Raw genomic sequence first — 14,341 nt, 5'->3', positions numbered from 1 at the left:
CCTAAGCCGCTCGAGGTTACTTGGGTATAATGGTATAAAGCGAATACGTTTCAAGTCGTCGTTACTCATGAGCGGTTTGCTCGACTTTTCAAGGAGGGGTCATGGAAACGTTACAAGGTGGCCGAGAAGGGGCTATTTATCGTAAAGGAGACTTGGTCAGTCGACCTGCAAGTCTTTGGACCATAACCATTCATCAATTACTTCATCATCTTCATGCCAACGGTTTTCATGCTTGTCCTAAAGCGGTGTCAATTGAAGGTGGAAAAGAGTTGCTGACCTTCGTCGATGGAGAAAGCTATAACTATCCTTTGCAGGGAGAGATTGCTTCGCTCTCGGATCTTACTTCCGCAGCAAAACTGCTCCGACAACTGCATGATGCTTCTCAAGACTTCCTTTCCAGACATCAAGATGAAGTTTGCCACTGGATGCTGCCAACTCGCTTGCCACACGAAGTCATCTGCCATGGCGACTTTATGCCCTATAACGTTGCGTTAAAGGATGGCGCTGTCGTGGGCATTTTTGATTTTGATACGGCACACCCAGCTCCAAGAATTTGGGATGTGGCTTTTTCAGTCTATGGTTGGGCGCCATTTAAGACCGATGAAAATGACAAAATGGGCACGCTTGAAGAGCAGATTAAACGAGCAAAGCGTTTCTGTGACGCCTATGGTTGTTCAAGGTTAGAGCGAGAAGAACTGGTGGATACGATGACGCTGCGTTTGACTGCACTGGTAGACTTTATGCGTACGTCTGCTGCTACTGGCGATGCGCAATTTCAAGCGAACATGGATGATTGCCACCATACGGCTTATTTACAAGACATTGAGTATCTTAAGAAACATCACCAAGCGATCACACTCGGTGTGTTAGGTGAAGCACCGTTTTAATCGGGTTTTGAATGCTTCGCGATGATCGTTTGGATGACATTGAATAGCCATTGATTTTGCGGGTCATGCTGCTGAGAGCGACGGCAACTCATAACAAAGCTAACACCCAACTCCAACCCGTTTGGTAAATCTATACTACGGCAACGTTCTGGAACATTACCGCTCATGGTGATCCCAAAATGATCGGTTTGCATGATTATGCTATGAATCATTGCGGGGTGCTCCACTTCCACTTTGGGCGTGACATCGAAACCAATGTTCTTTAAACGATCGAGCAATGGGTATTTATGATCATTCCACCCCGGCGTTTTGAACAGTAGTAAGGCGTAGTCACTTAATGATTGGAAGTCTCGTGCTGGATGGTCGTTTCGCACAAAGAACACCGCTTTTCCTTTCCCCAATTCTTTCTGAGCGATTGACTGAGGTAAGTCTTCATCAAAGTAGTGAATTGCAATAGCGTTTTCACCATCGATGATTCGATTACGGGCATCTGCTCCCCACCTTAAAAACGCATATCTCGCGTTAGGTGCTTGCTTGATAAGTTCAATGTACAGTTTGTCGCCAAAGCGATCCCAGAACAGGGTATTGGCGTAAATGGATACTTCACCAGTAAAGTGAGTGGGTGAAAACTCTTGTGGTTTGATGGCATCCACGCTTGCTAGAATCTGCTCAAAATGAGGCATGTTGGCTTCGACAAACGAGGTCGGCTCAAAGCCATTTTTGGTTTGAATGAACAAAGGATCGTCCAGTTGCGCTTTCATCTTGGTTAAGTTCTTACTGATGGCACCTGAGGTTTTCCCCATTGATTCTGCCACTAAACGAACATTACGCAGCTCATACATGCGCTTTAATACCAAAACGTTTTGCATATTCAGATTCATTGTCATTCTTTTACTCCAGCCAACGTTGCCACGGCATCATAACTCCGCCTGTCATAAAAAAAGACAGGGGATGGTCAATTCTAAGTTTATGGCAGAAAAGCATTTTTTGACCGAGGATTTCCATTTGGTAAATTCGGGTTTTCCTCGTGCTACTTTGGAACTGTTGCTACAGTTTCTTCATCGAAACGATGTACCACAAATAATCGAGGTGACGTATGAAAAAACTAATCGCATTAGTAGGCTTAATGACTTGTTCAATGAATGTAGCATTCGCTGGCGATGGCTCATACACGGGTACCATTGATATGGCTACTAGCCAAACAAACCAAGTTAATGTGGAGCGTGCGGATTCTAACCTGACTCTTAAAGGTCGTAATGACGCTACTTACGGTGGTGTGATGATTCAAACAGACGCTTCCAACCAACCGATTCAATTACGCGGCCGTCGCGACTAAGTAATCGAAACCATCCTCCGCTTTCAATGCCGCGTCTAACGCGGCATTGTTGTTTTTGGTCGATGGCAAGCCAAATTCAACAGAAATTTTTGATAGTTTTTGTTTATCGATAATTAAAAATTAATTGTTGAAATCTTAATTACCGTTTTTGTGTACCCAAATGATATTGATTCTCATTTGGGTGGGCGTATGATTCTTCTCATCGACTAGAGAGGAATATCGTCATGAGTAATGTATCGATAAATAATGCATCCATACATTTAGATGCCGCCACAACATCAAAAGTTTCGGCATTCAACAAAATCAAACGCAAAATGCTAATGTTAGGCCCGGCGTTTATTGCCGCGATTGGTTACATCGACCCAGGCAACTTTGCGACAAATATTGAATCAGGATCTTCATTTGGTTACCAGCTACTTTGGGTAGTGCTATGGGCAAACCTAATGGCGATGTTGATTCAGTATTTATCCGCCAAGCTAGGTATCGTTACAGGCAAAAATCTAGCGGAGCATCTACGTGACCACTTACCAAATAAATGGGCGGTAGGCTTCTACTGGATCCAAGCTGAAATCATCGCGATAGCGACAGACCTTGCCGAGTTTATCGGTGCAGCAGTCGGCTTTCAGTTGGTGTTTGGAATTAGCTTAATGGAAGGAGCGATGATCACTGCGGTAGCAACCGTGATGATTTTGATGCTTAACCAGAAAGGTCAAAAACCGCTAGAAGTCGTGATCGGTTCACTTTTGATGTTGGTGGCGGTTATCTACATTGCTGAACTGTTTTTTGCGCACCCTGCAGGCGGTGAAATGGTGAAAGGTTTGCTGACTCCAATCTTTACTGATTCGCATCAAATCTACCTTGCTGCGGGTATTCTAGGCGCGACTGTGATGCCTCACGTGATCTATCTTCATTCTGCATTGTTCCAAAACAGTTATGGCGAAAGCACAAAAACTCGCCTTCGCACCACTCGCTTTGATGTGTTGATTGCGATGGTAATTGCAGGCTTTGTGAATATCGCAATTGTGGCGATGGCTGCTGCCGTGTTCCATTACTCAGGCAACCAACATGTGGCGGAAATTGAAACAGCGTACATGACGCTAACGCCATTGGTAGGTAAAGCCGCATCTGTGTTGTTTGGTGTTTCGTTGATTGCTTCAGGCTTGTCTTCTACCGTTGTTGGCACAATGGCAGGTCAGGTGGTGATGCAAGGCTTTGTCCGCTTCTCTATTCCAATGTGGGTACGACGCTTTATTACTATGGCACCTTCGTTTGTGGTGATTGGTTTAGGCATGAACACCACCGATATCTTGGTGATGAGCCAAGTGGTGTTGAGCTTTGGTATTGCGTTGGCGATTATCCCATTGCTTATCTTTACCAACAGCGAACGCTTGATGGGTGAGTTCAAAAATAACAAATGGGTCTCTTATGTCGGTATGGTTATTGTTACTTTAGTACTGGCACTCAACGGTTATCTGATGGTTACTTTAACCGCTTAATGATTTCTCTATCCTTCTTCTTTGTCGATAAAAAAACGGAAGCCGCTTGGCTTCCGTTTTTCGTTTGCTGCTGAGAGAGAATTAGTTTTGCTCAACCACTTCCAATTCAGCTTCACTTTGTTTTGCTGCTTCAAGCATCTTACGAATGATGAATGACGCGCCCAAGGCAATCGCAACCATCACAACCGCTAGGATAGTCAGCAGTTGGAAGTATTCGCCGTAAACGTGTTGTACGATCTCTTGGGTGATCTCTTGGCCTTTCTCTAGTGCGATAGACGTAGAGAACGCAGCACCAACGATACCACTTAGTGCGATTGCTACAGAGAACAAGCTTACTGAGAAGTTTTCGATGTGCTTAGGTGCCACAGATAGAATGAACGCAACTACCATTGAACCTACGATAACTTCCGCAATTGCTTGGAAGAAGTGAATCGCTAGGAAGATTTCAGGCATGATGATAACGTCTTCGCCAACAGTCGTTACCGCGAACGTTAGGATGCCGAATGCGATAGCGGTTAGCACGAATGCCAATGCAATCTTAGTCGCGGTTGATAGGTGAATATCACGTTTTTCTAGCATGCCAAAGAAGCCAGCAACGATAGGGCCACCAACCATACACCATAGTGGGTTCATTGCCATTGCTGCTTCAGGCTCTAGTGGGATGAAGCCAAATAGAGAACCTTTCAGAGTGTTGATCGCTACCATGTTCATTGAAGTCATCATTTGACCGTAGTAAACGAAGAAACACGTGGTTAGGAAGGTAACGATAAGGATAGTACCCATCTTCAATGATTCTGCTTTGCTTGCTTTCAACATCAAAGAAACAAAGTAAAGAATCGCTGCACCGCCGATGGCGTAAACGATGTTTTGACCGATATCCATGTTAGAGAACATGAAGAATACCAGTGCAATCATCGCCGCTGAGATAATGGCGAAGAAAATCCAGTTCTTCATGCTTACGCTTTGACGATCCAGATCAGAAGCAACGCCAACCAAGCCTTTGCGGAACACAAGTAGCATCACCAATGCTGCACCAGCCATCACTGCTGAAATAGTGAAACCACCATTAAAGCCGATGATAAGCACAATCATAGGGAACAAGTATTGGCCTAGGAAAGCGCCCACGTTGTTCACTGAGTAGTTAATTGGGTAGCCTTTCTCGAAGTCTTCTTGTGACTTAAAGGTACGTTTGTACAAGCTAGGGTAAGAAGGAGACATTAAACCACGGCCGTAACTTGCTAGCGCGATACCACACATTGAAAGCGGTACGTTGGTTGCCGAAGCACCAAGAACAAGCAGTACGTAGCCAGATGCGAATGCTAAGAAGGCAATCGATAGAGAGCGGTAAGCACCTAAAAATTTGTCAGCGATAAAGCCGCCAGCAATCGCAAATAGAGGGCCAATCGCCGAAAAGGCACCCACGATCATCATGGTATCAGCTTCGTTGTAATTCAGATCCTCTAAGAAGAAACGCGTCAGACTGACTAACACGCCGTAAAATGATAAGCCAAACATCATTTGGCAGAACATCATAGATTTATTTAGTTTATTCCACATAATTAAATACTCACTATTGCGAGAAAGGTAGTTATTATTTCTGTTAAATGTTACTTAAACGCTATGTTACATATTGAAACAATTGTCGCATAAACTGAATTTAATGCACTAAAATTTCTAATGCGAAACGTTTGCCTCACTAATGTGTTGTTCTAGATCAACTAGAAATTATGTGAATAAATGACCAAAAAGTAACAATTTATAAGATGATTGTTCTCATATGGTTTTTAAGGTTTTGAAAAGTCGTTGAAATAATAAACAGACGGGAGAGTTTGAGTAAATAAGGTGGTTTTTGATAAGAAAACAGGCGTTGGCGGAATTTTGTCCGCCAACAATGAAAAATATTAATTAGCAATAACTGATATAAAGTATGCTATTCGCATGGTGGGGCCATATGAATCACCGCGAGTCCACCAAGTGATGTCTCACGATATTTCTTATTCATGTCTTTGCCCGTTTGGTACATGGTTTCGATAACTTTATCTAATGAAATAAGGCATTTGCTGGTGCGTTTCAGTGCCATGCGTGATGCGTTAATGGCTTTCATCGCGCCCATCGCGTTTCGCTCGATACACGGCACCTGAACCAGACCACCAATTGGGTCACAAGTCATGCCAAGCGAATGCTCCATGGCGATTTCTGCGGCAATACAGATTTGCTCATTGCTGCCTCCACGCAGTGCGGTTAAGCCTGCGGCCGCCATCGAAGAAGATACGCCGACTTCGCCTTGGCATCCGACCTCTGCTCCTGAGATGGAAGCGTTGGTTTTGTACAAGATGCCAATTGCCCCCGCCACGGCTAAGAAGTCTTTCAGTTGCTTGTTATCGAGCTCTTTAATGAAGCGATGGTAGTACATAAGCACGGCAGGAATAACACCGGCAGCACCATTGGTTGGCGACGTCACTACCTGACCACCTGCAGCATTCTCTTCACTCACTGCGAAAGCAAACAGGTTAATCCAATCCATGATCTCCATTGGATCGTTCTCGACTGCCGCATTGGCTTCGAGTTTTTTGAGTAGGTTTGGCGCTCGGCGAGTTACGTTCAACCCGCCTTCGAGAATGCCTTCGGTATCAAAGCCTCGTTGCATGCACAGCGACATCACTTTCCAGATCTGCTCAGCTTTTTGATCGATCTCTTCCTGTTCACGGAAGGCGCGTTCGTTTTGCAGAATCATTCCACCTAAGCTGAATCCGTTTTGCTCGGCTTTTTCTAACATTTCATCGGCGGATTTGAATGGGTAAGATACCTGTACTTCCGCTTCGGAACTGCCATTTTCCAACTCGGCTGCGGTTGCAATAAAGCCACCACCGATAGAGTAGTAAGTTTCAAACGCCACCTGATCACCAGCAGCATCATAAGCCGTGATGGTCATGCCATTTTCATGAAGAGGAAGGTTATCACTGTGGAAGACAATATCGTGATCATAGCTAAACACGATCTCATGAACACCTGCAACCGAGAGTGTGCCATGTTCAATGGTATGTTGTAGCGCCGCTTTTGCACTGGTCATTTTAATGGTATCGGGTTTATTGCCCATTAAACCAAGGACGGTAGCGCGGTCTGTATGGTGGCCTTTGCCAGTCAGCGATAAAGAACCGTAAAGGTCAACTTGCACCTTGTGCACTTTCGCCATAGAGTCGCTAAGTAATTGAGTGAAATGGTAACCTGCGAGCATTGGGCCATTGGTGTGGGAGCTAGATGGACCGACACCGACCTTAAAAATATCGAAAATCGACAGCATAATTGACTTCCTTTCTCTACGGACCTTTATTCAGGTCTCTAAAATGACATTGTTAATTAGATGTTAATACCTGTGAGGGTATTGGCAAAGCAGATTTTTGTATACAAATTGTTCGCGAAAGTATGAGTAATTGAGATCTGGGTAATGAAGTTAAACAAGGTAGTGATCATTTTAGGTAAGCGGTTGGTGCACGATCAGTTAAGTGCTGAAGGTCGCTCACGCGTGGAAGCGCTGTTGAATGTTTTAAACGAATTTTGCTTTGAGACGACTGCCTTGGTTTTTTGTGGCGGTGTGACCCAAGGACAAACCGTCTCAGAAGCGGATGCGATGTACCGCTACTTTTACCAGTTAGCTAAGGCTAGGGAAATCGATTTTCCTGAGCAGCAGGTCATCATCGAGAATCGTTCACTCAATACGGTGCAGAACATGCAAAATGCCGCTGCGGAGTTATTGAGAAGTGGCCTTTGCGAGGCAGGGCAAACCATTGACGTCACTTTACTCTCCAATGACTACCATCTAGAGCGCATCATCGAGATTCAAACCTTAATGGATGAACAGGGTTTATTACGCGTATTGAAGTCGCGCTGTGCAGAAATGGGCGTAAAGCTCAACATTTCACTCGACCTCTCACACCATGTGAGTGTGCCTTACCCTAATACAGGCGTTTTAGCGGAAGCATTTTTGTTGTTTGATGAACTCACGACTTACCGCGTGTATCTAGAGGGAGTTAAGCGTGGCGCCTTTGAACGTGATCTCGCTGAGGTACGAGCAAAGCCTTTAGACATTGGCCTTAGTGCGATAGAAAAGCTTCAAGCGCTCGATTTAGAGCCTGAAGTGCGAGGGCAAATTGCAGAGATGAAAAAGGCCATCGAAATGACGGCCTTTGATGATTCAGTGGTTGCAGCAGAGCAAGCGTTAGCAGTGTTTCATCCGATATTAACGACGTTGAACCTGCAACTTGACCCCGAAGCTAATAGCTAGTTAAGCCACTTCAACTTACTGACGCTTAAGTTCGCGACGTGTGCGTACGGCACTTAGCGCGATTAGGCTATAACACAACAGCTCCATACCTTCTTCTGAGATGTTTTTCACATCGCGTACGTAGTGCTCGCCCATTACGTGTTGCCAGAAGCTACCCATGCCGTACAGGCGAGAGAACACCAACAACAAGATCACTGAGCCGATAAGTAGCTTCATGTAAGGTGATTGTAGAATGGTTGCCATTTCGTTCACGGTGCCTTTACCACCTTGGTAAGCTTTCGCACAAGCCAGTGCCGCTAACGCAAGGGCAGGAAAGACCCAAGAACCGTGGTGGATCATGTCAAACCAGTAATCCATTTCACGGATCATCAATACCGCAAAAAAGCCTGAAATAAGTATCGCGGCATGTGAGACATGAGTCTCTTGTTTAGACATGCGGAAGAAAGACCAAGATGCAACCGCCAGCATGATCAATTGCAGTGTTTCAGTAATAGAGGTTTCGCCCAATGAAGAACCTAATAAAACGTAGTCCACTCGGATACTTAGGTTGACTAAAATACTGATGGCAACAATGGTGAGTGCACTTAGCATCGACTTATAGATGATGCGTTTTGATTCTTCTGTAATCACATTGGTTTGTGCCGATTCGGCTTGCTTAACAGTATTTGTTTTCATCCTGACCACCCGCTCCGATAAAAATGTGGAAAAAACGTGAAATTTCGTGATGTGTGCAAGGGATTTTATTGACCACTTGGAAAGTAATGTCAGGGAAATGTCAGAATAAAACGCCGTTCGATATCGTATCGCTATGCGGTAAGGCTGGTGGATAAAGGGCTAAGTATCAGAATGTAGGGAAATTTACGGTAAACAAAAAGGAGCTTAACGCTCCTTTGTTGATAAAATTGTAATCTTAGATTGCGTAAATGTTAATGTTGTTTACGACTCGCCATCTTCTTTGTGGTTGTTGCGGTAGTATTCCCACTGCTCAAAGCGCTCGTTTTCAGACAGTTGGCAGTAAGTTACGCGTTCACCATTTTCCGTTACTGTATCTAGCTCGCCGCCTTGCTGTACGCAGTATACCGCTGCTGGGTTTGCTGCTGATGTGTATTCATTTGAGCGAGTCGCACCTTCATAAGTTGAACAACCTGCCAACACCATCGCTGCTGCCACTGCCGTTACTAAAGTTGTCTTTTTCATTCTTGATCTCCGCATGGGATTAACGAGTAGTGTGTTGATTATAGGAGAGTTTCAGAAAAATATTGTCTTATGTTTGTTAAAAGCACGACGCTTGTAAGGGAATTCTGTGCAATTTTAGAATTTGCTCACTGTTCGCCTATATTTGTTTCAGACGTGCTCAAATTGAAACTTGGGAATGCGCATGAATTTCGGTAGTATGCGCGCAAAACATTCACAGCGGATTCTGCGATGAGACATTTGAAAACCACCACGCACCCAGACATCGAACATCTGGATGACAAAATCATCTTCCAACGCAATGCGGCGCGCGCCATTGTATTAGATGGTGAAGATGTCCTGCTTCTTTACACAGAGCGTTACCATGACTACACCTTGCCTGGTGGTGGTATCGACGAGGGTGAAGATGTGATTGCTGGTCTGGTTCGTGAACTAGAAGAAGAAACGGGTGCGAAGAACATTCACAACATCAAGCCTTACGGTATCTTCGAAGAATTTCGTCCTTGGTACAAAGACGATGCCGATGTGATGCACATGACGTCCTACTGCTACACGTGCAAAATTGACCGTGAGCTAGGTGAAACGGCTTATGAAGATTACGAAGTGAAGAACGGCATGCGCCCAGTTTGGATGAATGTTCACGACGCGATCGCGCACAATGAAAAGACGATGGCAGAAAGTCCGAAGAAAGGCATGAGCATTGAACGCGAAACCTTCTTGCTACAACTTATCGCAAAAGAGTTGTTGTAACCCTCCTCAGATCAAAATTGTAACTTCCAAGCAATAAAAAAAGTCCGAGCTCCCCCCCGGAACCCGGACTTATTCCAGACGCGCAAGCGAAGCGTCATCTCGATATTCTGTTTTTTGTATCAATCTGTGAAAACAATAGCGGCTTTATATTTGTTGTGTAAATAATTAATAGGTCTAACTATTGGTTTTCACTTTATTTGCACACGTAATGTGATGGATATCTAGCCAATACACAAGTGCAAGTTGGTAAATTATCAGCAAACCACTGCTCTTTCTTATCTTTGAGATACATTACCGTAACTTTTATGCACGCGTTTGCATCGAGATCACGAGTTTGCAAATTGGCAGAACAGGATCTTGTAATTTTACGTGCTTCTGACATTGGTGAAATTTAGTGAGAGTGTTCACAATTCCACGAGTGGGGGCAATCGACTAAGGTCTATAAGCGGTTCGGCGTAGATGGTGGGATGGTTTGCAAACAAAAGTAATGGTTGGAAAGAATCGGTGCGCAATTGCTGTATGTTCACCAAACGTTCCAACGCGTAAAAGCGATTGACGTATTGCTGAGTCTCTTTGGGCAAAGTAAGTGCCGTGAAATCTTGGCTGCCTGCTTTTTTGATGGCACGTGCAACGCGACCTTCACCTGCGTTGTAAGCGGCCAGAGTGAGCGCAATATCTTGATCAAACTTGTTATACAGAAATTCTAAATATCTTATGGCGGCTTGAGTGCTGGCTTTGGTATCAAAGCGCTCGTCTTGCTTATCGCTCACTTGCAAGCCAAAGCGCGTCGCTGTAGCAGGAATCAGTTGCCATAAACCGGCGGCATTGGCGTGTGAGACTGCTTTCGGGTTGTAGGATGATTCCAGCATGGGCACTAACACCAAGTTGGCGGGCAAAGACTTTTGCTTAAGCTGTTTGAAAATATGTTCGAGAAGCGGGCTAACGGAATCGAGACGTTGGGTAATTTGCGTTTGATATGGCGCGAGCACTTGATATTGTTGATTGATAGTGACTTCATGCGGCTTGGCCATCGTCATTGGAGACAAGCACATCACGCACAAAACAAAAAAGCCCACAGCAATCGACCGGGATGGCGGTAGACTCTGCAGGCAAGGCGAGAATCGTTGTTTAGAACGAACGCTCTTCATAAGTGTGTTGCACAGGTTGTTTGAGTTGACTGACTAACTCTTGGAACGCTGCAGAGCTTTGGCCATTGCTCTGATTGTCCTGTTGGCATTGTTTCACCAAGGATTCCAACAGCGTCCATTGTTTTCTCGCTTGCGTACCAATCTTGGCTGGCAAGGCATTGAAAATACGATTCACACTGGTCTCATTACAAGGCAATCCGAGCTTACGCATTAACTGGCTTCTTTCACTTGCAGAACGACCAAGCTGATTCAAAATCGGCATTTGTTTTTGAATGTTCTCGCTTAGTGCCTCACCATCGAACTTCAAATACAGTGCTTTTTGCTGCTGAATCAGCCCCAACAATTGCTGGTAGAGTTTGATGTCTTCGGAAATAGAACGAACAAACTGCTGAATATGCTGTGATGCCGCCGTTGCCATGCATGACTCCTAATGCGCTGCGTTACTCGTGACCGGTGTGAAATTGCATTACTGCTTTGGATAATGCTTTGGTATCTAGACTCAGTTCACCACGTGCTAATGCATTACGAATTTGCTCAACCTTTGCCATGTCTATGTCTGGCAGGGACTTCATTTCTGCTTGAGCGCGATCGATCGCAGCAGTGTTCGCTTGGAATGCTGGCTCGTTAATTTTGCTCTGTGCGATGGTGTCGATTGGCTTTTTACTCGCCTGCTGGAATTTAGTTTGTGGGACATGACCGCCCGCGACTTTGTCGATTTTCATGCTGTTGTCCTCAATCATCATGTTCTAAATCAAATAGGCGACTAGGGTGTGATGAACATTAAATATTTATTTTTTGTACTCGAAGTTCACCTGCGCTGACGAGTGCCTAAATCGAAAAATGATAACCTGAGTCCAAAATCAAAATTGGGTATGCACCTGATTGAGCCCCGTTACGACAGCGCGTATCACCTTGCCAGAACTGATGTTTTCTACCTCAATCTGCTGACCTTTTTTACCTTGTTCTAAAGCGACCCCTTTGGTGCTGGCACTAAATCCATCTTTGCTGGCGATGATGATCACTTCGTTGCCTTTCTCGATCAGCGGCGGCGAACTTAGGTTGGTTGGGTCAATGATTTGACCTGCTCGAATGCGGCGGGTGGTTTCAAGGCCAATGGCTTGGTTTGTTTTCGTGTAGAAATCGTCTTGGCGTGAAATCGTGCGTGTTTCTGATTTTAAGTTTGAGGCTGAGAGGGTTTCGTTGCGGTCAATTGTGCTGGTGGCAACAAGCACAGGAAGCGTCACCGCCGATTTGATTGTGACATTGATGCGCCATGGAGAGCTCACCGCTTCACAACTGACAGCACGTTTTAAATTGCCAACAGGCAACGGGCGGTTATCACGTCCTGTGATTGCCAAAGGTACGTCACAAACCGGTAGATGATTGGCAGAACCTGGCACCCATATTTGATAATCGAGTTGGTAGTTTCCCCATTGGCGTGAGTGTGCTATTTGCGCCACTTCTTGCTCAAACTGCTCGCCGACAATGGCTTTTAACTCGTCTGCGGTTAGGTTTTTCTCATTCTCTAAAGCACTGACTGAGCTTGCACTCATAGCCAAACCGCAAAGCAGCATGATTGAGGAAAATCGACCTTTCCCCTTGGTTTGAATGGTTTCCGTAAACCGGAAGCGAGGCTTCCTTCCTTGTTTATAATTCATTGATATATATAACTAAATTTTATGGCATGCATCTTGTTTTGATCTTGGCGTATTCGAGCCGACTTTAAGGAAAGATGCATGGCGATCACATTCGAAAATGCGTTAGGTGTACATCCAGAGGCACTCAATTTTCGCGTTCAGCGTACCAAAGTCCTCGCCAGTAACCTAGCAAATGTTGATACCCCTGGGTACTTGGCAAAGGACCTGAGTTTCACCACCGTGATGAACCAAATGTCAGCGGGCAGTGTGAATAAACCGGTGCCGAAGTTTCAGGTTGAGGCGCAATATTCGGTGCCTTACCAAAACAGCAAAGACGGCAACACTGTGGAACTGGGCGTTGAACAAGCCAAGTTCACGCAAAACAACATGGACTTTCAAACCAGCCTGACGTTTCTCAACATGAAATTCAGTGGCTTGGCGAAAGTGATTGAGGGACGTTAAACATGTCATTTACTGATATCTATTCGATCACTGGCTCGGCGATGACGGCGCAAACCGTTCGCCTGAACACGGTAGCCAGTAACCTTGCCAACGCCGACGCGGTGTCTGCCAATCCGGATGATGCCTACAAAGCACTCAAACCTGTGTTCGCGACTGTGTATCAAAAAACGCAGATGGCGACGGAAAACGGTGTTTATCCGAATGCGGAAGTGCGCATTGTAGATGTGGTGCAAAACGCAGGTCAGGCAGAAAAACGCTTCGAACCTAACAACCCGTTAGCGAACGACGAGGGCTACGTGTACTACCCAGACATTGATGTGGTGTCAGAGATGGCCGACATGATGTCCGCAACGCGCAGCTTTGAAACCAATGTGGAAGTGCTGACGAATGTGAAAAGCATGCAGCAAGGTCTGCTTCGATTAGGGCAGGGTAATTAATGAGTCTTGCACAATACACTGCGCTCTCTTCTGACGCACCAGTCGCAACTACCGCTAGTGGTGATACCGGCGGCATTTCTGCGAACCTATCGGATATGAACAGCGCAACGTCACTGCAAAACGAGTTTATCTCGCTCATGGTGGCGCAAATTCAAAACCAAGATCCACTTAACCCGCTTGATGGTACTGAGTATGTCAGCCAGCTAGCGCAATTTTCGCAAGTTCAAAGTACTGAAAACATGTCGATGCTGATGCAAAACAGCATGGTATTGCTCGACAACATGCAGGTGCTTTCAACGGCGGGCTTGGTTGGTCAAACCGTGTACGTCTCTTCGAATGAATTTGAACTCGGTGAAGGCGTGCAAAGTGGCAAGGTCGAGCTAGAACACGGTTCGAACCAAGTGACGTTAGTCGTCAAAGATGAATTCGGCCAATCGACCAAAGTACCTTTAGGTGCGCACGGTGCAGGTGACGTTGAGTTCTCGATCAATCCCGAAGAGCTTGGTTTGAAACCGGGTAAATACACCGTTGCGGTGGAAGTTCAAGAAGGGCAAAAGAGCCCAAATGTATTGCTGGCGGGCACGGTTGAGCAGGTACGAATTCCTAGCTCAGGTGGCGCAGCACTGGTCAATGTTCAAGGCGTTGGCAACGTTCCTTTCTATCAAATCACTCAGTTTGGTGCTTAACCAAATAAGGAAATCAGAGGTTATTT

17 protein-coding genes are annotated in these 14,341 nt (G+C 45.4%); 8 read left to right on the top strand and 9 right to left on the bottom strand.

Annotation, left to right across the window (positions count from 1 at the left end; genetic code table 11):
- The first annotated feature begins 101 nt into the window (after window positions 1–101).
- Window positions 102–887 carry a phosphotransferase enzyme family protein gene (locus OQJ86_RS17970; protein ID WP_265988863.1) on the top strand — a complete coding sequence of 262 codons (786 nt, stop codon included), beginning with the start codon at window positions 102–104 and terminating at the stop codon, window positions 885–887.
- Here OQJ86_RS17970 and OQJ86_RS17965 read toward each other — a convergent pair.
- The gene (locus OQJ86_RS17965) at window positions 884–1,774 is read right to left on the bottom strand and encodes a LysR family transcriptional regulator (RefSeq protein WP_265988861.1); all 891 of its coding nucleotides are present in this window, start codon (window positions 1,772–1,774) and stop codon (window positions 884–886) included. The two genes, OQJ86_RS17970 and OQJ86_RS17965, sit on opposite strands and share 4 nt — an antisense overlap.
- Before the next feature lie 209 nt (window positions 1,775–1,983).
- Between OQJ86_RS17965 and OQJ86_RS17960 the strand changes: the two genes are divergently transcribed.
- Both OQJ86_RS17960 and OQJ86_RS17955 read left to right on the top strand, forming a co-directional pair.
- Window positions 1,984–2,223, top strand: a complete 240-nt coding sequence (locus OQJ86_RS17960) for a hypothetical protein (RefSeq protein ID WP_265988859.1) — start codon at window positions 1,984–1,986, stop codon at window positions 2,221–2,223.
- Between the two features lie 224 nt (window positions 2,224–2,447).
- Window positions 2,448–3,719, top strand: a complete 1,272-nt coding sequence (locus OQJ86_RS17955; protein WP_265988857.1) for an Nramp family divalent metal transporter — start codon at window positions 2,448–2,450, stop codon at window positions 3,717–3,719.
- Window positions 3,720–3,800: 81 nt separating this feature from the next.
- Here the strand turns inward: OQJ86_RS17955 and OQJ86_RS17950 are convergent, their stop codons facing one another.
- The gene (locus tag OQJ86_RS17950) at window positions 3,801–5,276 is read right to left on the bottom strand and encodes a peptide MFS transporter (protein ID WP_038876517.1); all 1,476 of its coding nucleotides are present in this window, start codon (window positions 5,274–5,276) and stop codon (window positions 3,801–3,803) included.
- Window positions 5,277–5,649: 373 nt separating this feature from the next.
- On the bottom strand, window positions 5,650–7,020 hold the full coding sequence (locus tag OQJ86_RS17945; protein ID WP_265988854.1) for an L-serine ammonia-lyase: 1,371 nt from the start codon (window positions 7,018–7,020) through the stop codon (window positions 5,650–5,652).
- Window positions 7,021–7,164: 144 nt separating this feature from the next.
- On the opposite strand from OQJ86_RS17945, the gene OQJ86_RS17940 reads away from it, so the two are divergent.
- Complete coding sequence (locus OQJ86_RS17940; RefSeq protein ID WP_265988852.1) at window positions 7,165–8,001, top strand: YdcF family protein; 837 nt, start codon at window positions 7,165–7,167, stop codon at window positions 7,999–8,001.
- A gap of 15 nt (window positions 8,002–8,016) precedes the next feature.
- Here OQJ86_RS17940 and OQJ86_RS17935 read toward each other — a convergent pair whose 3' ends face one another.
- Together OQJ86_RS17935 and OQJ86_RS17930 are read right to left on the bottom strand one after the other, a co-directional pair.
- Window positions 8,017–8,676, bottom strand: a complete 660-nt coding sequence (locus tag OQJ86_RS17935) for a hypothetical protein (protein ID WP_038868264.1) — start codon at window positions 8,674–8,676, stop codon at window positions 8,017–8,019.
- Window positions 8,677–8,937: 261 nt separating this feature from the next.
- Entirely contained in the window at window positions 8,938–9,198 is a 261-nt protein-coding gene (locus tag OQJ86_RS17930; RefSeq protein ID WP_038876511.1) for a DUF333 domain-containing protein, read from the bottom strand.
- A 228-nt stretch (window positions 9,199–9,426) separates the two neighbouring features.
- Between OQJ86_RS17930 and OQJ86_RS17925 the strand changes: the two genes are divergently transcribed.
- Entirely contained in the window at window positions 9,427–9,945 is a 519-nt protein-coding gene (locus tag OQJ86_RS17925; protein ID WP_102388651.1) for an NUDIX hydrolase, read from the top strand.
- A 404-nt stretch (window positions 9,946–10,349) separates the two neighbouring features.
- Here OQJ86_RS17925 and OQJ86_RS17920 read toward each other — a convergent pair whose 3' ends face one another.
- The 4 genes from OQJ86_RS17920 to flgA all read right to left on the bottom strand — a co-directional run bounded on the left by OQJ86_RS17920 (window position 10,350) and on the right by flgA (window position 12,751).
- On the bottom strand, window positions 10,350–11,027 hold the full coding sequence (locus OQJ86_RS17920) for a lytic transglycosylase domain-containing protein (RefSeq protein ID WP_105068078.1): 678 nt from the start codon (window positions 11,025–11,027) through the stop codon (window positions 10,350–10,352).
- A 46-nt stretch (window positions 11,028–11,073) separates the two neighbouring features.
- Window positions 11,074–11,511, bottom strand: a complete 438-nt coding sequence (gene flgN / locus OQJ86_RS17915) for a flagellar export chaperone FlgN (protein ID WP_009705036.1) — start codon at window positions 11,509–11,511, stop codon at window positions 11,074–11,076.
- Between the two features lie 22 nt (window positions 11,512–11,533).
- Window positions 11,534–11,815: a flagellar biosynthesis anti-sigma factor FlgM gene (gene flgM / locus OQJ86_RS17910; RefSeq protein ID WP_042599991.1), complete on the bottom strand. Its 282-nt coding sequence runs from the start codon at window positions 11,813–11,815 to the stop codon at window positions 11,534–11,536.
- 138 nt (window positions 11,816–11,953) lie between these two features.
- Window positions 11,954–12,751, bottom strand: coding sequence for a flagellar basal body P-ring formation chaperone FlgA (gene flgA, locus OQJ86_RS17905; protein ID WP_265988846.1), 798 nt, complete (start codon window positions 12,749–12,751; stop codon window positions 11,954–11,956).
- A gap of 78 nt (window positions 12,752–12,829) precedes the next feature.
- On the opposite strand from flgA, the gene flgB reads away from it, so the two are divergent.
- Genes flgB through flgD form a run of 3 tightly spaced genes read left to right on the top strand, consistent with a single transcriptional unit; the run spans window position 12,830 to window position 14,315 of the window.
- Window positions 12,830–13,192, top strand: coding sequence for a flagellar basal body rod protein FlgB (flgB, locus tag OQJ86_RS17900; RefSeq protein WP_005432433.1), 363 nt, complete (start codon window positions 12,830–12,832; stop codon window positions 13,190–13,192).
- Between the two features lie 2 nt (window positions 13,193–13,194).
- Complete coding sequence (flgC, locus tag OQJ86_RS17895; RefSeq protein ID WP_005432431.1) at window positions 13,195–13,629, top strand: flagellar basal body rod protein FlgC; 435 nt, start codon at window positions 13,195–13,197, stop codon at window positions 13,627–13,629.
- Complete coding sequence (gene flgD / locus OQJ86_RS17890; protein WP_265988843.1) at window positions 13,629–14,315, top strand: flagellar hook assembly protein FlgD; 687 nt, start codon at window positions 13,629–13,631, stop codon at window positions 14,313–14,315. The genes flgC and flgD overlap by 1 nt, the downstream gene beginning before the upstream one ends.
- Window positions 14,316–14,341 lie beyond the last annotated feature (26 nt).

The organism is Vibrio sp. Sgm 5 (genome assembly GCF_026241575.1).
GTDB classification, from domain to species: domain Bacteria; phylum Pseudomonadota; class Gammaproteobacteria; order Enterobacterales; family Vibrionaceae; genus Vibrio; species Vibrio jasicida.
Note: the sequence above shows the minus strand (reverse complement) of the source record. Positions and strands in the feature narration are given on the sequence as shown.